General features: G+C 70.3%; 5 protein-coding genes. All 5 read right to left on the minus strand.

What is annotated here, in order from left to right; all coding sequences use genetic code 11:
- Positions 1-35: 35 nt before the first annotated feature.
- From SSMG_RS12745 to SSMG_RS12765, 5 genes are read right to left on the minus strand one after another with little or no spacing between them, the layout of a single operon-like run.
- Positions 36-3,389, minus strand: coding sequence for a non-ribosomal peptide synthetase (locus SSMG_RS12745; protein ID WP_009076310.1), 3,354 nt, complete (start codon positions 3,387-3,389; stop codon positions 36-38).
- Entirely contained in the window at positions 3,383-10,471 is a 7,089-nt protein-coding gene (locus tag SSMG_RS12750) for a non-ribosomal peptide synthetase (RefSeq protein WP_009076311.1), read from the minus strand. The genes SSMG_RS12745 and SSMG_RS12750 overlap by 7 nt, the downstream gene beginning before the upstream one ends.
- Positions 10,464-14,669, minus strand: a complete 4,206-nt coding sequence (locus SSMG_RS12755; protein WP_009076312.1) for a non-ribosomal peptide synthetase — start codon at positions 14,667-14,669, stop codon at positions 10,464-10,466. The genes SSMG_RS12750 and SSMG_RS12755 overlap by 8 nt, the downstream gene beginning before the upstream one ends.
- Positions 14,654-21,655: a non-ribosomal peptide synthetase gene (locus SSMG_RS12760; RefSeq protein ID WP_009076313.1), complete on the minus strand. Its 7,002-nt coding sequence runs from the start codon at positions 21,653-21,655 to the stop codon at positions 14,654-14,656. The genes SSMG_RS12755 and SSMG_RS12760 overlap by 16 nt, the downstream gene beginning before the upstream one ends.
- Positions 21,652-21,873: an MbtH family protein gene (locus SSMG_RS12765; protein WP_009076314.1), complete on the minus strand. Its 222-nt coding sequence runs from the start codon at positions 21,871-21,873 to the stop codon at positions 21,652-21,654. Before SSMG_RS12765 ends, SSMG_RS12760 begins: the two co-directional genes overlap by 4 nt.
- Positions 21,874-21,884: the final 11 nt, after the last annotated feature.

A 21,884-nucleotide genomic window follows, 5' to 3' on the forward strand; every position in this document is an offset into this window, starting at 1 on the left:
GGCACCGGAAATCCGGTGCCGGGCCTGTTTTTCGGTCAGGCGAGTTCAGCGTCTACATCGGACTCGGTGAGCGCTTCGACCTCCAGGTAGATCTCAGCCACCTGGGCCAGCCGGCCTGGGACGGATTCTTCGGCGAGCAGGCGCGCGGCCATCCCGCCGACGGTGAGGGTCGCGAACAGCGTCCGGACCGTCACTTCGGTGCTGTCGAGGGCTTCCCGGAGGCGGCCGACGATCATGGTCGCGAGCACGGAATCCCCGCCCAGCGCGAAGAATGGATCGTCCACGCCGACGCGGTCGACCTCAAGGACCTCTGCCCAGACCTTCGCGAGCACCTGTTCCAAGGCGGACTGCGGGGCCTCGTAGGAGTCGGTTTCCGCGGTCCAGTGCGCGGCGACGGCGCGGCGGTCGACCTTGCCGTTCGCGGTCAAGGGCAGTTCGTCCAGCACGACGACGCGGGACGGGACCATGTGCGGCGGCAGGATGGTCCGGGCGAATTCGCGCACCTCGTCCGGCGTGACCGCCCCGGCGACCGCGGCGACCAGCTGGTTGCCCGCGACTCCGGCGATGCCGCGCCGGACGTCCGGGTGCTCCGCCAGCGCGGCTTCGACTTCTCCGAGTTCGATCCGGACGCCGCGCACCTTGACTTGGTGGTCGCGGCGGCCGAGGAATTCGAGAGTGCCGTCCGGCCAGTAGCGCGCCAGGTCGCCGGTGCGGTACCAGCGTTGCCCGTCGTGGTCCACGAAGCGGTCTGCGGTGCGTTCGGGGTCGGCGCGGTAGCCGCGGGCGACGCCGTCGCCGCCGATCCAGAGTTCGCCGCCGACCCAGTCCGGACAGTCTCGGCCGCGGCTGTCGACCACGCGGCAGGCGACATTGCGCAGCGGGGTGCCGTACGGGACCGAACGCCAGTGCGCGGCAACGCCGTGCACTTCGCAGACCGTCGAATGGATCGCGGTTTCCGTCGTGCCCCCGAGTCCGGCGAACCGGCAGCGGGGCGCGTGCGCGGCGACGCGGCCGGGCAAGTCGGTGCCGACCCAGTCACCGCCGAGGAGCACCGTGCGCAGCCCGGCCAGCTCGCCCGGCCGGGCCGAGACAAGGAGCATGTCCAGCAATGCGGGCACGCAGTTGACCAGCGTGACGCCCCGGTCGGCGACCAGTTCGGCCCACGCCCGCGCGTCCTTGCGGTCGTCCTCCTCGACGAGCGCGACCGCGCCGCCCGCGCTGAACAGGCCGAAGATGTCATAGACGGACAGGTCGAAGTCCAACGCGGACACCGCGAGACAGCGGTCCCCGGGGCCGATCCCGAAGCGCTCGTTGAGGTCTTCGATGGTGTTCATCGCCGCGCGGTGCGGCACCTCGACGCCCTTGGGCTCACCGGTGGAGCCGGAGGTGAACAGCACGTACGCGATTGATTCCGGGTCGCCGACAACCGGTTCGGCGAGCAGTTCGGCCGTGGTGTCCACAGTGGTCAGTGTCGCTTGGATGCCCGCGACGCGGCGGATCCGGTCGGCGCGGGCGGGCGGCTGGTCGACACCGATAGGCACGTACGCGGCCCCGGCCGCGAGCACGCCGAGCACGGCGGCGATCTGGTCCGGTCCCTTCGGCAGCGTGATGCCGACAGCGTCGCCGGGCCGGACGTTCAGCCCCGCGGCGACGCGCAACGCCTTGTCCGCCAGTTCGCCGTAGGTCAGCTGGCCATTTTTGGCCCACACCAGCGCGACGGCATCCGGTTCCCGTCGTGCGTGCTCGAAAAAGCCTTGGTGCAACAGTTTTTTGCTGCGAGGTCCGGCGGTGGCGTTGGCCTTCGCGCGGGTTCTCGCCTGCGCGGCGGGCAACGCGCCGCCGACCGGCCGCTCCCAAACGTCATCGTCCTGCCCGAGTTGTGTGACGAGCCTGTGGAACGCGGCGAACATGTCGTCGATCAGCCCGGCCGGGAACGCGTTCTCGCGCACGTCCCAGTTGATCAGCAGTCCTTCGTTGACCTCGGTGACCTGCGCGTCGAGCAACACTTGCGGGCCTTGCGAGACGATCCAGACCGCTTCGCCGAAGAGCCGGCGGACGTCCGCGTCGAACAGTTCGCCGAGGTTGAGCGCGCTGGTGAACACGACCGGTGCGAGGACCTGTTCGCCTTGGTACCGCGACAGATCCCGCAACACCTCGACCCCGGAGTACGCGGCATGCGCGGCGCCGGTATGCATCCGCTCCTGCAACGCCTTCGCCTGATCGGCAAAGGACGCTTCGGCGGACAAGTCCACGTCCAGCAGGACGGAGCCGGTGAAGTCGCCGACCAGCCGGTCCACTTCCGGATGCGTGCTCTCGCGGTCGAACATCGGGACGTTGAGCAGGAACCGGGGCTGCCCGCTCCACGCCGAAAGCGTCTCGGCGAACGCGGTCGCGACCACCATCGCCGGGGTCAGCCCGTGCTCGTGCGCCCGGGCGGCCAGCTGTTTGCGGCCCTCTGGTGCGAGCCAGTGGTGCCGCCGCGTCACCCGGGTCGCGTCGCCGCGCTCGTTCTCCGGCACCAGCGGCAGCTCAGGGGCCGACGGCAGGGACGGGATCCGCTGCTGCCACCAATCCTTGGCGCGGGCGTGGTCGGCCGCGCGGGCCGGTTCCCGTTCGGCGAGGTAACGCGGGTAGCTGTAGCCGATCGGTTCCGGCTCGGCGCCTTCGTAGAACCGGGCGAGGTCGGCGAGCAGCACGCGGTAGCTCAACGCGTCGGCGGCGAGCATGTCCACGTCCACGTGCAGCCGCGTGCGCCCGTCGCGAAGACGGCTCAACTGAATGCGGAAGACCTCGCCGCGGGCGACGTCGAGGCGGGCGTGGGAGGACTGGTCGCGGATCTGCTCGAGCTCGGCATCGTCGGTGATGTCGTGCACGAGAAGAGCGGGTTGCGCCCGGTCGGCAAGGATTCGCTGCCTGCCGTCGTCGTCGAAGGTCGCGCGCAGCATCCCGTGGCGCTGAACGAGTTTTCCGACCGCGGCTTCGAGCCGGACCGGATCGACGCCCTCGCCGTCGAATTCCACGTACAGGTGCGCGGCGACCGAGCCGAGCGTCGTCTCCTCGTCGCGGCCGATCCAGTAAGCGTGCTGCATCAGCGCGAGCGGGAACGGCGCGGACTCGTCCACCTCGACCGCCGCGACGGGCTCCGGGGCGACCCCGGACGCCTCCGCCAGCACCCTGCGCCAGCCGGCGAGCGTCGGGGTTTTCGCCAGTTCGGCGAAGCTCACCTTGATCCCGCGCCGCCGCCAGGCATTCGCGACCTGCATGAGCGCGATCGAGTCCAGGCCCCATTCGATCAGACTGTCCTCTTCGGACAGGTCGGCGGCCTCGGGGCCAAGGAGGCCGGTGACGTCCCGCAGGAGGTCTCCCGCCGTCGGCTGCTCGTTCACCACGTGCCCAGCTCCTCTTCGAACTCGTCGATGTCGTCCTGGCTGAGGTCCACCAGGGAAAGGTCCAACGCGGGTCCGCCGCCGGCGAGCGCGTCCCGCAAGCGCGCGGCCAGCGTGCGCACGTCGGTCTGCCCGGTCAGGGAAATCCGCAGTTCGCCGTTCACGGCGGCGGCGTTGATCTCCAGCGCCCAGTCGGGGGTCCGGCCCGGCCGGGGCGGCACCCGCAGCATCGGCGCCTCGGGAGCGACCGACCACGGAGTGCCGTCGCCGGTGTCCACCCGGCCCAGGTAGTTCAGCACGATCGTCGGCTCGGGCAGGTCGAACGGCCGCAGCAGCCCGTAGCCGAGTCCGCCGTCGGGCAGCCGGTGGACGCTGCCCGAGGTTCGGACGGGGAAGACGGCGGTGAACCAGCCGACGGTCGCGGACAGGTCCACGCCGGGCGCGATCTGTTCCTCTCGGCCGTGTCGTTCGACGGCGATGACCGCGTTGTCGCGGTCGAGCGTGCGCCCGAGCGCGGTGAGCAGCGCCTGCTCGACGTCTCCGACCGGCAGTGGCGCCGTGCATTCGGCGTGCTCGGGCACGGCGTCGGTGAGCGGCAGCACCGGGTCGGCGCCGTCGAGAATGCTGTGCCAGAGCTCGCGTTCGCCGCTGCGGTCCTGTTCCCGGAGCAGTTCGCTCCAGCGCCGGAACGACGTGCCGGTGCGGACCAGTTCCCGGCCCTGCCAGGCTTCGGCGAGGTCGTCGAGGAGGATCCGCCACGAGACGCCGTCCACGACCAAGTGGTCGGCGACGATCAGCACGCGGTCGTCGAACCGCACGACCTGGACGAGCCGGTCGTCGTCGAGCCGGTCGCGGGCGGCGAGCAGTTCGTCGTCCAGCGATCCGGCAGCTCGGGTGACGATCTCGGCGGCGTCGAAGGATTCCGCCGGCACGACCAGGGTTTCGCCGTCCCAGCGGGCGCGGAGGAGGTCGTGCCGGTCCAGTACCGCCTGCACGGTCCGGACGAGCCCGGGTTCGGTGAGGCCGGGCGGGGCGGTCAGCAGCATCGCCTGGAACAGCCCGCGGTACCGCATGATCGGGGTCGGCGCGACCCGGCCGTGCGGGACGTCGGCGTGGACGGTGAAGTCGCCGGCCGCCGCGAGCCCGGCGGGGGTCCGGTGCTCGAAGACCTGGCGCGGGGTGAGCGAAATTCCGGCCTTGCGGGCGCGGCTCACCAGCTGGACCGAGACGATGCTGTCGCCGCCCAGCTCGAAGAAACTGTCGTGCACGCCGATTTCGGGCAGCTGCAATGTTTCGGCGAACAGCTGGCACAGCAGGCGTTCGCGTTCGGTGCGGGGTTTCGCGGAACCGGTGCGCGCGGTGAAGTCCGGGTCGGGGAGGGCTTTCCGGTTGAGCTTGCCGTTTGAGGTGAGCGGGAGGCGGTCGAGTTCGACGATCGCGGCGGGCACCAGGTGTTCGGGCAGCTTCGCGCGGAGGTCCGGCGCCGTGCCGACGACGTAGGCGACGAGCCGCTCGTCTCGGACCACGACGGCAGCCACGTCGACGCCGTCCTCCGCGGCGAGTGCGGCTTCGATCTCGCCGAGTTCGATCCGGAACCCGCGGAGTTTGACTTGGTCGTCGGTGCGGCCGAGGTAGTGCAGGACTCCCTCGCGGTCGCGTTTCACCAGGTCGCCGGTGCGGTAGAGCCGTTGCCCGTTCGGTGCGGCGACGAAGCGGGACGCGGTGAGCGCTGGGCGGTTGAGGTAGCCGCGGGCGAGTTGGACGCCGCCGAGGTACAGCTCTCCCGGCACGCCCGGCGGCACGGGCCGCAGCAGGCGGTCGAGGACGTGGGTTTGCGTGTTCCACACCGGGCGGCCGATGGCGACCTGGTCGGTGACCGTGTGGTGGGTGACGTCGACGGCGGTTTCGGTGGGGCCGTAGAGGTTGTGCATGCCGGGTTTCGCGATATCGGCGGGGAGAGCTTCGCCGGAGGTGATCACGCGTTCCGGCAGCGGGCGGTCGCCGTAGGCGCGGAGCATCGAGGGGACGAAGTGGACGGTGGTGATGTCTTCGGTTTGGATGAGGTGTGCGAGGTAGTCGGGGTCCTTGTGGCCGTCTGGTTTCGCGAGCACGAGGGTCGCGCCGGTGATGAGCGGCCAGAAGAATTCCCAGACGGAGACGTCGAAGCTGGACGGGGTTTTCTGCAGGACCCGGTCGTCGGCGGTGAGACCGTAGCGGTCCTGCATCCACAGGAGGCGGTTGACGATCGAGCGATGGCTGACGACAACGCCCTTGGGACGGCCGGTGGAGCCGGAGGTGTAGATGACGTATGCCGCGTCGTCAGGTTTCGCCCCGGCCGGTTCCGCCCTGCCTTCCAGCGCGGCGGGCAGAACCGCCACCGGCTGGGCGTCTTCGATCATGAAGTCCAGTCGTTCCGCGGGATAGGACGGGTCCAGCGGCAGATACGCGCCGCCTGCCTTCAGCACGGCGAGCAAGGAGACGACCAGGTCGAGCGAGCGGTCTTGGCGGATGCCGACGATCTGGTCCGGGCCGACGCCCGCGGCGGAGAGTTGCTCGGCGAGGTCGGTGGCTCGGGCGTCGAGTTGGGCGTAGGTCAGCGAATCCCTGCCGAAGCGGACGGCCTCGGCGTCTGGCGTGCGGGAGACCTGGGCGGCGAACAGTTCGGCCAGCGTCGTTTCCGGCACTTCGGCGGCGGGGAATTCCAGGACCCGTTCGCCCTCGGTCAGCACGGTGGTCGCCGAGAGCGGCCGGTCCGGTTCGGTGACGAGAGACTCCGTGTAGCGGACGAACCGGGTCGCCATGTCGTCCACAGTGGACTGATCGAACAGGTCGCGGCTGTAGACCAGCCAGCCGTCGATGCCGCCCGCGTGCTCGAACAGGTGGCACGACAGGTCTGTCCGTGCCGCGTAGAAGCCGACGTGCTCCTCGCGCAGCGCCGCCTCGCCGAACGGTGCGGTCTCCGCGGCGGCCTGCTGGTAGGCGAACATGACCTGGAACAGCGGGTGCTTGCCGAGCGAGCGCGCTGGGTTGACGGCTTCGACGATCCGCTCGAACGGCAGATCCTGATGCGCGAACGCGTCGAGGTCGGTCCGGCGCACCCGGTCCACGAGCTGCCGGAACGTCGGGTCGCCGGTCAGATCCGTGCGCAGGACCAGCGTGTTGACGAAGAAGCCGACCAGGCTGTCGAGGGCGGCGTCGGTGCGGCCCGCGACCGGGCTGCCGATCGGAATGTCGTCACCCGCCCCGAGGGCGCCGAGCAACGCCGCGAACGCGGCCTGCACGGTCATGAAGACGGTTGATCCCGTTTCGCGGGCCAGCTTGTGCAGCGCGGCGCGGGTTTCAGCGGAAAGCTGGAACCGGACGGCGTCCCCGGCGAAGCTCGCGGTCGCGGGCCGTGGACGGTCCGTCGGCAACGGGAGTTCTTCCGGCAGGTCCGCGAGCGCGGTCCGCCAGTACTCGAGCTGGGTCGAGGCCAGGCTGTCCGGGTCGGCGTCGTTGCCCAGCAGGTCCCGTTGCCACAGGACGTAGTCGGCGTAGTGGACCGGCAACGGGGTCCACGCCGGGCGCCGGCCCGCGCACCGCGCGGCGTAGGCGGTGGTGAGGTCGGCGACGAGACGTTCGGTCGACCAGCCGTCGGATGCGATGTGGTGCGTGAGCAGGGAAAGCACGTGACTGTCGCCATCCCGGATCAGCCGGGCTTCGAACGGCGGCTCTCTGTCCAGTTCGAACGCGCGCTGCGCCGCTTCGCGCACGGTCCCGCCGATGGCCAGGGTCGGCGTCCAGCCGAGCACCTGCTGGTAGGGCTTGCCCTCGAACTCCGGGTAGATCGTGCGCAGCACCTCGTGCCGTCCGACCACGTCGGACAGCGCGGCGCGAAGGGCGTCGACGTCGAGCTGGCCGTCGAGACGGACCGCGAACGGCACGTTGTAGGTCGCGCTCGCGCCTTCGAGCCGGTAGAGGAACCACAGCCGCTGCTGCGCGAACGACAACGGCAGACGGCGCGGCCGGGTCATCGGAGTGAGGGCTGGGCGGGTCTTGCCTCTGTCGTCCAGGATCGCGGCCAGCCTGGCGACAGTGGGCGCGTCGAAGACGGTGCCGATCGTCAGTTCCGCGCCGAGTTCGGCGCGGGCCCGGCCGACCAGTTTCGTGGCGAGCAGAGAATGCCCGCCGAGCGCGAAGAAATCGTCGTGCACGCCGACGCGGTCGAGTCCGAGCAGGTCGGCGAAGAGCATGGCCAGCGCGCGTTCCCGTTCGGTGCCGGGCTCGTCGTCGGTGACCGCGGAGGTCGGGGCGGGCAGCGCGCGGCGGTCGAGTTTTCCGCTGGGGGAAAGGGGAAGTTCGTCCAGTTCGACGACGACCGAGGGGATCAGGTGGTCCGGCAACGTCTTCGCCAGCGCGTGCCGGGCGCCGGTCGCGTCGCCGACGATGTAGGCGACGAGCTGCTGCTGTTCCGGCCGCAGCACGACGGCCGCGCCGGTGATCCGGGGCAACGCGGTGAGCGCGGCTTCGACCTCGCCGAGTTCGATCCGGAAGCCGCGGAGCTTGACCTGGTCGTCGGCGCGGCCGACGAACTCGACCACGCCGTCCGCGCGCCAGCGCACGAGGTCGCCGGTGCGGTAGAGCCGTTGCCCGTTCGGTGCGGCGACGAAGCGGGACGCCGTCAGCGCCGGGCGGTTGAGGTAGCCGCGGGCGAGCTGGACTCCGGCGAGGTACAGCTCTCCCTCGACTCCCGGCGGCACCGGCTGGAGAGCTGAGTCCAGCACGTGGAGCCGCGTGTTCCATACCGGACGTCCGATCGGGACGATGCCGGTTCCGGCGCCCTCGACGGCTGGCCAGTACGTCACGTCGACGGCGGTTTCGGTCGGGCCGTAGAGGTTGTGCAGCTGCGGCAGTGCCAGGTCGGAGGGGAGTGCTTCGCCGGAGGTGATGACTCGCTTGGGCAGCGGCCGGTCGCCGTAGGCGCGGAGCATCGACGGGACGAAGTGGACAGTCGTGATGCGTTCGCGGGTGATGAGTTCGGCGAGGTAGTCGGGGTCTTTGTGGCCGCCGGGCTTCGCGAGGACCAGGGTGGCGCCGGCGATGAGCGGCCAGAAGAATTCCCACACGGAGACGTCGAAGCTGGACGGGGTCTTCTGCAGGACCCGGTCGTCGGCGGTGAGGTGGTATTCGTGCTGCATCCACCGCAGGCGGTTGACGATCGCGCGATGCGTGACGACTACGCCTTTCGGGCGTCCGGTGGAGCCGGAGGTGTAGATGACGTAGGCCGCGTTGTCCGGGCTCGCGGGTGTGGTTTCGACGCTGTTTTCGAGCGGGCAGGGGAGAACGACGGCAGGCTGGGCGTCCTCGATCATGAACTCCAGCCGGTCCGCCGGGTAGGACGGGTCGAGCGGCAGATACGCGCCGCCTGCCTTGTGCACGGCCAGCAGCGAGACGATCAGGTCGAGCGAACGGTCTTGGCGGATGCCGACGATCCGTTCCGGGCCGACACCTGCCGCGGCGAGCTGTCCGGCGAGGCCGGCGGCCTTGGCGTCGAGTTCGGCATAGGTGAGCGAGTCGCTGCCGAAACGCACAGCTTCGGCGTCCGGAGTGCGTGCGGCTTGGGAGGCGAACAGTTCGGCGAGAGTCGTCTCCGGCGCCTCCGCTGAGCGCCCGGCCGGGATTTCCGCGGAGTGGTACGCCAGCCGGGCGACGGGCGTGTCCGGTGCGGCCAACGCATGCCGCAGCAACGACTCGAGATGGTCCAGGAACCGGTCGATCGTCGGCGCCGCGTACAGGTCGGTCGAGTAGGTCGCCTCGATCCGCATCCGGCCGCCGGCGAGGAAAGCCTCCAGCGCGAGATCGAACTGCGTGGTGTCGTTGTGCACCGTCCGCCAGGCTGTCTCGATGCCCGGAAAGTCGAATCCTCGCAGACCTTGCGCGAGGAACAACAGCATGACGTCGAACAGCACCGAACGCCCGGCCGTGCGCGGCGGCCGCAGCTTTTCGACGAGCACGTCGAACGGCAGGTCCTGGTGTGCGTAACCGTCGGTGCAGACGCGTTGCACCCGCGAGACCAGGTCGGCGAACGAGGGCTGCCCGGACAGATCCGCGCGCAGCACGAGGGTGTTGCCGAAGTTTCCGACGAGCCGTTCGACCTCGCCGGCGTCGCGGTTCATCGACGCCGATCCGATCGGCACGTCCGTCGCACCGGTGTAGCGGTGCAGCAGCGCGGCATACGCGGCGAAGACCACCATGAACGGCGTGACGCCGCGGTCGTGGGCGAACGCCGTGACGCGCTCGGTCACGTCCGTGCCGAACGTCCTCATGCGACGGTCGCCGCGGCTCGATCGCGTTGCCGGGCGCGGGAAGTCGGTCGGCAGCGGAAGGCTTTCCGGCATCGGGTCGAGCGCCGCGCGCCAGTAGTCGAGGTCCTTGGCGAGACGGTCGTCGGTGAACGTTTTCCGCTGCCACAGCGCGAAGTCCGCGTACTGCACGGGAAGCGGTTCGAGCCCGGCCGGTCGGCCGGTGGTGTCCTCGCGGTAAAGCGCGGACAGGTCGTGCGAGAGCGCGTTGAAGGTGAAACCGTCCCACGCGATGTGGTGCACCGTCAGGACCAGCACGTAGTCGTTGTCCGCGCGACGCAACAGCTTCAGCCGCAGCGAGTGTTCCTTCGCGAGGTCGAAGCCGTGCGCGGATTCCTCGCGTGCGGACGACTCCACCGCGGCGTCGCGCCGGTCGGCCGGCAGACCTCGCAGGTCCGTTTCCGCCATCGTGACGACCGCGAACGGGTCCACCACTTGCCGGGGCTCCCCGTCGGCGCCGGGCAGGTACCGGGTGCGGAGGATCTCGTGGCGTTCCACGAGACGCTGGAACGAGCGTTGCAGTGCGGGGCGGTCGAGATCGCCGCGAAGGTCGATGGCGAGGCACACGTTGTACGCGGCGGTGCCCGGTTCGAGCTGCTGCAGGAACCACATCCGCGACTGAGCGGACGACAAGGGCAGGTCGTCCTCGCGGTCGCGCTTCGGGATCTGCGCCGTGCTCGCGAGCCCGGCCTCGGCGAGGCGGCGGCGGAGCAGCTCGCGTTTGCGGGCGGCCAGGTCACTCACCGGAAATCTCCTTGAGGGCGTCGAACCACGCCGCGGAAAGGGCGTGGATCCGGTCGTCGGTGAAGAGCGCGCCGGGCCACTGCCAGTCGGCATGCAGCGCGGCTCCGTCGACCAGACAGTTCAGAACCAGGCAGTACGGGGCCGGCTGGGCGGCGTCGGCGCCGCCGCCCATCGCGCCGGCTTCGGGGGCTCCGGACCACGGGGCGCCGCTCGTCTCGCCCGAGGTGAACCGGCCGAGGTAGTTGACCTCGATCTGCGGTTCGGGCAGCGCGGCGAGTTCGGCCGCGGTGTCCGGGTTGACGTAGCGCAGCAATCCGTGCCCGATTCCTTTGTCCGGCAACGCCAATTGCGCGGCAACAGTGGGTACGTCGGCCGGGTCGAGCCGGACCGGATGCACGCTGGTGAACCAGCCGACGGTGCCGGACAGGTCCGCCCGCGGCACGATTTGCTCTTCCCGGCCGTGGTTTTCCACCGCCAGCAGGACTGGGCCTGGTTCGCCGCGCCACCGCTCGACGGCGCGCGCGAACGCGGTGAGCAGGATGACGTCGATCGGGGCGCCGAGCCGCTCGGGCACGGCCGTGAGCAGCGCTTGCGTCAGGTCCTCGTCGAGGACGGTGCGGATCGACCGCACCGTGGCGCGGGTGTCGACCGCCGGGTCGAGACGCCGGGTGCCGAGCACTGGGTCCGGCCCGGAGAGGATGTCGCGCCACATCCCGAGTTCGCTGGTTTTCGCCCGCGCCGCTTCGGGCAGCGCGTTCGCCCATTCCCGGAACGAGGTGCCAAGCGGCGGCAGCTCGCGTCCGGCCCACAGGTCGGCGAGTTCGGGCACGAGGATGCCCCAGGACGCGGCGTCGACCACGAGGTGGTGCAGCAGGAGCAGCAGCCGTCCGTCGCGGCCGGGACCGCCGTCGAACCACACGAAACGGGCCATCTCGCCCGCCGCGGGGTCGAGTTCGCCCAGCTCTGCCTCCATGACTTCCGGCAGCTGCGCGGCGACGTCGGTCAGCTCGACCCGCTGCACCCGCGCCTGCACGGCGCCGCGCGGGCGGACGGTGAAGGAACCGTCGAAAGTCGACCGCAGGACGTCGTGCCGGTCGAGGAGGGTTTGCAGCAGTTCGGTGAGGCGTTCGCGGGTGAGGTCCGGGGGAGTGCAGACGAGGCGGGCCTGGCTGAGCCGGTCGTACGGCCGGTTGTGCGTGAGCCAGGAGAGCATGGGCGTCAGCGGGACGTCGCCGATCCCGGCATCCGGGTCGCGCCGGACCGGCGCGGCACCGGCGACGCGGGCCAGTTCGGCGACCGTCCGGCGCTCGAAGACGTCACGCGGGCTGAACCCGAAGCCGGCTGCGCGGGCTTTGCCGACCAGCCGCATCGAGACGATGCTGTCGCCGCCGAGAGCGAAGAAACTGTCGTCCGCGCCGACTCGCGAAACACCCAGCACTTCGGCGAACAGTTCGGCGAGGCGGGCTTCGTTGGCGGTCTCCGGCTCTCGCGTGGTGCCGTGGTACTCCGGGGCGGGCAACGCCTTGACGTCGAGTTTGTCGTTGCGGGTCAACGGGAAGGAATCGACCGCGACGACCGCTGACGGGACCAGGTACTCCGGCAGGCTCGCCGCGACCCGTTCGCGGAGGCCGTCGACGCCGCCCCGGCGGAGCACGACATACGCGACCAGCCGGCGCACGCCGGGCGCGTCCTCGCGCGGGACGACGACGGCGCGCTCGACCCGGTCGTCCCGGGACAGCACCGCCTCGATTTCCCCGGGTTCGATGCGGAACCCACGGATCTTGACCTGGTCGTCGACCCGGCCGAGGCATTCGAGGAACCCGCCGGCGGTCCACCGCGCGATGTCGCCGGTCCGGTACATGCGGCCGCCGTGGAACGGATCGGCTACGAACCGTTCCGCCGTCGTGCCCGGACGGCCGAGGTAACCGCGGGCCAGGCCGGCGCCCGCCAGGTACAGCTCGCCTTCGACGCCGATCGGACACGGCCGGAGCCGCCGGTCGAGGACGTATGCGCGGGCATTGCCGACTGGTGATCCGATGGAAGGCGTTGGGCTGTCGGCGAAATCGGCCGCGGCGGAGTCCACAGTGCACTCAGTCGGGCCGTACAGGTTGTAGACGGCCAGGCCGGGTTCGTCCCGCAGCGCACGCCACAGCTCGCCCGGCACGGCTTCGCCGCCGACGCCGAGCACCTTGAGCGAACCCCGCCATGGCTCGGCCGCGACCTGCGTCAGCAGCGAGGGCGACAACTCGACGAACTCGATCTCGTGCTCGCGGAGGAAGGCACGAAGCAGGTCGGCGTCGCGGCGGACGTCCGGCGGCACGAGGTGCAGCTCGTGGCCGGCGAACAGCCACAGCATCGGCTGCCAGGACGCGTCGAAAGCCATCGGCCACGCGTGCGCGACCCGCAGCGGCCGTCCGACCTGGGCCCGCGCCGGATCGAACAGGTCCGTGCGATGGCTGATCAGCAGGTTCGCGATCGACCGGTGCGGTACGACGACCGCTTTCGGCACACCCGTCGAGCCGGACGTGTAAATGACGTACGCCGGGTTTTCGGGGCGGGCGCGCTGCGGGAAATTCTCGCCGGTGCCGGGCGGGAGTTCGGTCAGGGTCACGACGGGCCGCGAGTCGGCCAGCATCACGTCGATGCGCTCGTCGGGCCAGTCCGGGTCCAGCGGCAGGTACGCGGCGCCTGCCTTGAACACCGCAAGCAGCGCGATGATCATTTCCGGGCCGGGGGCCAGCCGGAGCGCGACGATTTTCTCGGGCCCGGCGCCTTGGTCGACCAGCTTGCGGGCGATGGCGTTGGCTCGGGCGTTGACGTGCGCGAACGTCAGCCGGTCGGCGCCGGACACGATGGCCGTCGCGTCCGGAGTCGTCCGGGCCTGCGCTTCGAAGACCTCGGACATCGTCGTCGGCTCGGTCCGCAAACGCTTGCCCGTGCCGAATTCGGCGAGACTGCGCAGGTCGGCTTCGGACAGCAGCTCGAACGGCCTGCCGTCGGCGAAGCTCTCGACGGCGCGGGTGAAGTACTGGGCGAGCGTGGCGAGCCAAGCGTGGTCGAAAACATCGGGCCGGTACTCGAAGGTGACGGAGAGCTGTTCCTCCGCGGCCACGGCGAGCGTGAGCGGGTAATGCGTCGCGTCGTCGACCTCGACGCCGGTGATGCGGAGCCCGGCGGCGCGCTCGCTGTCGCTGACCGCGGCTGCGTCGATGGGGTAGTTCTCGAACACGATGAGCGTGTCGAACAGGTCCCCGGCGCCCGCGGCGCGTTGGATTTCGGTCAGTCCGAGGTAGTGGTGGTCGAGCAGCTTCGACTGCTCGGCCTGCAGTTCGCTCAGCGGTGCCTCGGTACGTACTCGCACGGGGACCGTGTTGATGAACAGTCCGACCATCGAGTCCGCACCGGACAGATCGGCCGGACGGCCGGACACGGTCGCGCCGAACACCACGTCGTCGCGGCCGGTCAGCCGCCCGAGCACCTGGCCCCACAGCCCCTGGATCACGGTGTTCACCGTGAGTCCCAGCTTCCGGGCGCGGGCGTAGAGCCGGTCCGCGGCCAGGTCGAGGCGGATCTTGCCCGGCCGCGTGGGCACGCGCGACGCGGCGGGCGCGAGGAGCGTCGGTTCGGCGCCGGCGAGTGCGCCGGTCCACGCTTTCGCCGAGTCGGCGCGGTCGCGTGCGGCCAGCCAAGCCAGGTAGTCGCGGTAGGGCCGCGGGCTCGGCGGGTTCGCGCCGCCGTAGATCTGCAGCAGTTCGCTGATCAGCAGCGGCAGCGACCAGCCGTCCAGCAGGATGTGGTGATTGGTCAGGACGAGCCGGTGCTCGGTTTCGCCGAGGTGCACCAGGGAGAACCGCAGCAACGGCGGTTCGTCGAGGACGAAGCGCTGTGCGCGGTCTCGTTCGAGAACAGCCGCGAGGTCGCCGTCGGTCTCGGTCCAGGGCAGCTCGACCTGATCCAGCACGACCTGGACCGGTTCGTCGACGTCCTCGTGCACGAAGGCCGAGCGGAGGTTGGAGTGCCGGGCCAGCAGCTGTTCGGCTGCTGCGCGCAGGCGCGGACCGTCCACTGTGCCCTCGAGGCTGAGGACGGATTGGACGCAGTAGACGTCCTCGGCGCCGGTGTCGTAGACCGCGTGGAACAGCATTCCCTGCTGCAGCGGGGAAAGCGGCAGGACGTCCTCGATCACTTCTTCCCCCATTTCGCCGCGAGCTTGTCGAGCTGTCCCTGGTTCAGCGACACCAGCGGGACGTCGGACGGGGTGAGCCCGGCGTCGTTTTCGCCGGTCAGCGCGCGCACCCAGGCTCGGGCGAGTCCGTCGACCTCGTCCTTGCGGTAGCGGCTGGTGAACGACCAGGTCGCGGTGAGCACCGGTCCGTCCTCGATGAGCGCGTCAATCTGCAACGGGCGGTGCTGGACCTGCGGTTCGGGCAGTTTCTCCGGGCCGGGGACCCAATATCCGTCCCCGATCTCGAAGCGGCCGAGGTAGTTGAAGCTCACGCCGGAGTCCGGGATCTTCGCCCCGAAGCCGTTGTTCGGGACCGCGCGCAGGCGTTCCTTCACGTCGTTGACCGACTCTGCCAGCCGGAACGGGAACATCGTGGTGAACCAGCCGACCGTGCGCGAGAGGTCCGCGCCCGCTACGAGCTGCTCCTCCCGGCCGTGGGCCTCCAACGCGATTTCGATCGGGCCGAGTGCGGCGCCGAGCGCGGCAATCAGCGTCTCCTGCACTCGCGCGTGCTTGGCGTCCAGCAGTTTCCGAGTCGCGTCGACGGTCAGCCGGACGGTCGTGCGACCCGCGACAGGCAGCGTGCGCCCGGCTGTCGGCTCCGGCTGGTCCGTCGTCGCGAGGGCCCAGGTCCGGAACGACGTCGGCACTGGAGAGAGCTGCGGCGCACGTCCTGCCGCGCGGGCCTCCCACGCAGTGGCCAGATCCTCGGCAAGGATCCGCCACGAGACACCGTCGACCACGAGGTGGTGCAGCACCAGCAGCAACCGTCCGTCGAAGGCGACCGCGCGAAGCATCGCCGTCGTCGGATCCAACGTGGACACGAGCTCCGTGTGCTTGGCGGCGGAGTACGGGCCGTCGACCCGCTCGACCTGTGCTCGCGCGGTTAGTGGCACCTGCAGGACGCCGTCGCGGAGGCGGGCGCGCAGCAGATCGTGATGATCGAGGACGTCCTGCAGCACCTGCTCGAAGGCGTCCGGTGCGAACGGTTCGGGCACGCGCAGGAGTGCGGCCTGGTTCATCGTGGTGTCCCCGGTGGTGGCCCACCAGCGCATGATCGGGGTCAGCGGCACCTCGCCAACGCCGTCGTCGTGCCGGATTGGGACAGCCGAGGCGTCCAAGACTCTGGCCAGCGCCGCCGCTGTCTGGTGCTCGAACACCTGCCGCGGCGACAGCTGAAACCCGGCGGCGCGGACCTTGCTGACGAAGCGGATCGACAGGATGCTGTCGCCGCCCAGGGCGAAGAAGTTGTCCTCAGCCCCGATTTCGTCCCGTTTCAGCAGGTCCGCCATCAGTTCGCAGAGGAGCTTTTCGGTCGCGGTGATCGCCGTGCGGCTGACGGCTTCCTCGACCTCGGGGACCGGCAGTGCCTTCCGGTTTACCTTCCCCGACGGCAGCAGCGGGAACTCGTCGAGGAACACGAACCGCTGCGGCACCATGTGGCCGGGCAGCCGGCCGCGCAGCCAGTCGCCGATCCCGTCGGTCTCCGGGCCGAGGCAGTAGCCGATCAGCCCGGGCCGGTCGGCGCGCACGAGCACGACCGCGCGACGGACCCGCTCGTGCTGCTCGAGCACAGCCTCTATTTCCTCGAGTTCGACGCGCATTCCGCGGATCTTGATCTGATTGTCCGCGCGCCCCAGGAACTCCAGGCTGCCGTCGGGCTGCCAGCGGGCCAGGTCGCCAGTGCGGTAAAGCCGCTCGCCGGGCGGCCCGAACGGATTGGCGACGAACCGTTCCGCGGTGCGGCGCGGGTCGCCGAGGTACCCGCGGCCGAGGTAGACGCCCGCGGCGTACAGCTCTCCTGGCACCCCGACGGGAGCCGGGAGCAGCCGCCGGTCCAGCACGTACAGCTGGGTGTTGCCGTTCGGTTTGCCGATCGACACCGCCCCGCGCAGCGCCTCCGGACCGCGGTAGACGACGTGGCTGACGCCGATCGTCGCCTCGGCCGGCCCGTACCCGTGGTACATGATCGCGTCGCTGGCCCGGCGGAACCGGGAGAAGAGTTCCGGGGTGAGCACTTCGCCGCCGCACCACACGTGCTTGAGCGAACGGGCTTTCCGCTCGAAGTCCGGCAGTTGCAGCAGCAGGTCCAAAATGGACGAAGGAAGGTAGGTGAAGGTGACCGCGTGCCGCTCGATCAGGCCGAGCAGGTAGTCGATATCGCGTTCGCCGTCCGGTTCGGCGACGACCAGTTTCCCGCCGTTGACGAGAGGCAGGAAGATCTCGTTGATCGAGATGTCGAAGCCGAGCGGAGCCTTGAACAGCGACGCGTCGCCCGGTCCGAAGCCGAGCATTTCGCGTTGCCACAACAGCCGGTGCGTGATCGCGCGGTGGCGGATCATCGCGCCCTTGGGCTTCCCGGTGGAGCCGGACGTGTAGATGACGTACGCCAGGCCTTCCGGATCGACGTCCGCGGCGACTCGGTCCGATGTGGACTCCGCGCCGACGTGCACCACCGGCACGCCGAGTCCGCGCACCGGGCCGTCGTGCGCCGGCCCGCTGAGGATCGCCGTGAGCGCAGAGCTTTTGCCGACCTCCGCGATGCGCTGGGCCGGCCAGGACGGTTCAAGCGGGACGAACGCGCCGCCCGCCTTCTCGACGCCGAGCAGTCCGACGACCATCTCGACCGACCGTTCCCAGTGCATCCCGACGGTCTTCTCGGGGCCGACTCCGAGGTCCCGCAAGGCTTTCGCCACGTGATTCGCGCGCGCGTCCAGTTCGGCGTAGGTGAGCCGCTCGTCGTGGAACTCGACTGCGATCGCGTCGGGGCTGCGGTCGACCTGTTCCCCGACCATCGCGGCCAGGGTCGTCGCGGGCCGGTCCTCGGCGGTATCGTTGAAGGCGGTCAACTGTGCCCGGTCAGCGGCGTCCAGCACGTCGACCAGATCGACGGCTAGGTCCGGTTTCGCCGCGAAGGCGGTCAGGAGGATGGACAGCCGCTTGCCGAAGGCCTCGACGGTGGCTTCCTCGAACAGATCGGTGCGGTAGGAGATCGCGCAATCGCCGGGTCCGAAGTGGAACGCGAGGTCGAACTTCGCACCGGTGACACCCGGGTCGATCGGGGTGACTGCGATCCCGGGCAGTTCGAGTTGGGCGGCGCCTGCTTCTTGGTGGGACACCATCGTCTGGAACAGCGGATGGCGATTCGGAGACCGCGCCGGGTTCACCGCCTCAACCACGTGCTCGAACGGCAGTTCCTGGTGCGCGTACGCGTTGAGGTTGGTCTCGCGGACACGAGCCAGCAACTCGCGGAACGTCGGGCTCCCGCTCAGATCGGTGCGCAGCACCAGCGTGTTCACGAAGTAGCCGACGAGGTCGTCGAGCGCTTCGTCAGAGCGACCGGCGGACGGGGTGCCGAGCGGAATGTCGTCGCCCGCGCCGAGACGGTGCAACAGAACCGCGACCGCGGCCTGGCCCACCATCAGTTCGGTGACGCCGAACCGCCGGGCGAGGCGACGCGTGTCCGGCAGTTCGACGCGCACGCTGCGAGCCTCGCCGCTGGGTTGCGGGGGCCGCGGACGGTCCGTCGGCAGCGGCAACTCCTCGGGCAGCCCGGCTAGCTGCCGGGTCCAGAACTCGGTGTCGGCACGGGAATGCTGCTGCTGCCAGAGCGTGTAGTCGGCGTACTGCACGGGCAGCGGCGACCACTCGGGCGCCGTGCCTGCGACTCGTGCCGCGTACGCCGACGCGAGATCGCGCAGGAGGGGACGCGCGGACCATTCGTCGGCCGCGATGTGGTGGACCACCAGGGTGAACTCGTGCTCGTCCGGTCCGGTGCGGCGCAGGTCGTAGCGGATCGGGAGTTCCTGGTCGAGGCGGAACGCGTGATCGGCCTTGCCGCGCGCGAGGGGTTGCGGGGCGAGAATTTCCTGGCGAGGCTCGGTGCCGGGGAAGATCGTCCGCAGTGCTTCGTGCCGCGTGATGACGTCGACGAGTGCGGCGTCGAGCGCGTCGGCGTCGAGCGGTCCGGTCAGACGGGCGACGAACGGCAGGTTGTAAGTCGTCGTCGGACCGTCGACCTGGTACAGGAACCAGAGGCTCCGCTGCGCGGCGGAAAGCGGGATCTCCGCTGGGCGGTGTTGTGTTGTCAGCGGGGCACGGCTGGCGCTGTCGTCGAGGAGGCGGGCGAGCCGGGCCGGGGTCGGCGCGTCGAACACCGCCCGCAGCGCCAGATCGACCCCGAACGTCCGGCGCAGACGGCTGACGAGCCGGGTCGCGAGCAGGGAATGACCGCCGAGAGCGAAGAAATCATCACCGGCGCCGACGCTGTCGAGGCCGAGGACGTCGGCGAACAATTCGCCGACGATTTCCTCTCGCGGATCACGAGCTTGCGTGTCCCCGGCCTCGAGGTGCGGTTCGGGTAATGCCTTGCGGTCGAGTTTTCCGCTGGGTGTCAAGGGAAGCGCGTCGAGCGGAACTATGACGGCGGGGATTTCGTGCTCGGGCAAGCCGAGCGCTGCGGGGTCCACCCTGACGCCGGGGTCGGTCACGACGTAACCCACGAGCTGCTGCAGTTCCGCCCTGACCGCGACAGCGGCGGCGTTCACGCCTGGTTGCGCGATGAGCGCGGCCTCGACCGCGCCCAGCTCGACGCGGAAGCCGCGGATCTTCACCTGGTCGTCGGCCCGGCCGAGATACTGCAGCGCACCATTTTCCCACCGGACGACATCGCCGGTGCGGTAGAGCCGTTGCCCGTTCGGTGCGGCGACGAAACGCGACGCGGTCAGTGCCGGGCGGTTGAGGTAGCCGCGGGCGAGTTGGACGCCGCCGAGGTACAGCTCTCCCGGCACGCCCGGCACGCCCGGCACGCCCGGCACGCCCGGCACGCCCGGCGCGACCGGCCGGAGGAACGGGTCGAGGACGTGGACGGTCGTGTTCCACACCGGTCGGCCGATCGACACGCCGTCGGAGACCGTGTGATGCGTGACGTCGACGGCGGCTTCGGTGGGGCCGTAGAGATTGTGGATGCCGGGTCGCGCGATTTCGGGCGGCAGCGCTTCGCCGGAGGTGATGACGCGGCGGGGGAGCGGCCGGTCGCCGTAGGCGCGGAGCATCGACGGTACGAAGTGGACGGTCGTGATGCCTTCGGTTTCGATGAGGTGTGCGAGGTAGTCGGGGTCCTTGTGGCCGTCCGGTTTCGCGAGCACGAGGGTGGCGCCGGTGATGAGCGGCCAGAAGAATTCCCAGACGGAGACGTCGAAACTGGACGGGGTTTTCTGCAGGACCCGGTCGTCGGCGGTGAGGCGGTATTCGTGCTGCATCCACAGGAGGCGGTTGACGATCGCGCGATGGCTGACGACAACGCCCTTGGGACGGCCGGTGGAGCCGGAGGTGTAGATGACGTAGGCCGCGTCGTCGGGACTCGCGGGAGTGATCTCGGCGCTGCCGTCGAGCCCGGCGGGAAGGACGACCGCGGGCCGGGCGTCCTCGATCATGAAGTCCAGCCGCCCGGCCGGGTACGACGGATCCAGAGGCAGGTACGCGCCGCCCGCCTTGAGCACGGCGAGCAGCGAGACGACGAGGTCGAGAGAACGATCGTGGCGGACCCCGACGATCCGGTCCGGGCCGACTCCGGCTGCTGCGAGCCCGCGAGCCAGCTCGGACGTCCTCGCGTCGAGTTCGGCGTAAGTCAGGGAGACGCCGTCGAACCGCACTGCTTCGGCATCGGGAGTCCGAGCGGCCTGCGCTGCGAACAACTCGGCCAGCGTCGTCTCGGGAACGGCGGCGTGCGTGGAGTTCGGCGAAGTGATCGCCTCCCGCTCGGCTGTGCTCAGCAGGTCCAGTTGCGCGACCGGCAGCTCAGGTGTTGCCGCGAACCGGCGCAGGATCTCCTGGAAGCGTTCGGCGATCGGGGTTGCGTCGGGAAACTGGGCGACGTCGTGATCGATCCGCAGCGTCAGCTCCTCGCCGGGAACGACGAGGAGCGCGAGCGGATAGTGCGTCGAGTCCCGTACGGAAACGTGCGCCAGCAACGGGATCGCCGCGTCCATCGGGTAGCTCTCGAAGACGACGAGCGTGTCGAACAGGGTCGCGTGGCCGCTCACTCGCTGGATGTCGGCGAGCCCTAGGTGCTGGTGTTCCAGCAGCCGCGCCTGCTCGGCCTGCACCCGTGCGGCCAGCGCGGCGAGCGGTTCGCCGCCGTCGAGCCGGACGCGCACGGGGACGGTGTTGATGAACATGCCGACCATCGAGGCGGCGTCCGGCAGGTCGGCGCCGCGGCCCGAAACCGTCGCTCCGAACACGAGGTCGTCGCGGCCGGTCATCGCCGAGAGGGTCAACGCCCACGCGCTCTGCACGATGGCGTTGAGCGTCAGCCCGTGCCGCCGCGCGGTCCGCTCCAGCGCGGCGGCCGGGAACCGGAACTCGCTCCGAAGGGGGAAGCCCGAGGTCTCCCGGCCGACCAGCGTAGGTTCCGGGAGACCCGACAGCGCCGTCCGCCAGGCCTCTTCGGCGGCCGTGGTGTCCTGTTTGGACAGCCAGGCCAGGTGGTCGCGGAACGGGCGCACGGGCGGCAACTGCTCGCCGCGGTAGAGCGCGAGCAGTTCGCGGACCAGGATCGGCGCCGACCAGCCGTCCCACAGGAGATGGTGCGCGGTGAGCACCAGCGTCCGCCCGGACAGCGTGAACCGCAGCAACGGCGGGCGGGCGAGGTCGAACGGCTCCGCGCGGTCGGCGTCGAGATCGAGCCGGCCGGCGACGCGGAACGGCACTTCGACCGTCCGGCGGACCACTTGCACGAACTGCCCGGAGGACTGCGTGCGGAAGGCCGTGCGCAGCGGGGCGTGCCTGCGCACGAGTGCTTCGGCCGCCGTCCGCATCCGGGCCGGATCGACGTCCTCGGCGAGTTCGAGGACGGTCTGGACCGTGTAGACGTCCGTCCGGTCTCCGAGCAGGGCGTGGAAAACCATGCCCTGCTGCAGCGGGGTGAGCGGGAGGACGTCCTCGACGCTCGAGGTCACGCGCCGGGCTCGCCGTCCATCGCGCGGACCAGGCTGAGCGGGCGCAGGTCGCGCCAGTTCGCCTCGATGTAGTCGAGGCAGGCCTGGCGCGAATCCTCGCCGAACTCGACTCGCCAGCCCGACGGGACCTCGGCGAAGACGGGCCACAGGGAGAACTGGCCCTCGTCGTTGACCAGGGCGTAGAACCGGCCGTTGTCGTCGTCGAAGGGGTTCGTCAAGGCGTGCCTCC

This window comes from Streptomyces sp. AA4 (genome assembly GCF_000158875.1).
Taxonomy (GTDB): Bacteria; Actinomycetota; Actinomycetes; order Mycobacteriales; family Pseudonocardiaceae; genus Amycolatopsis.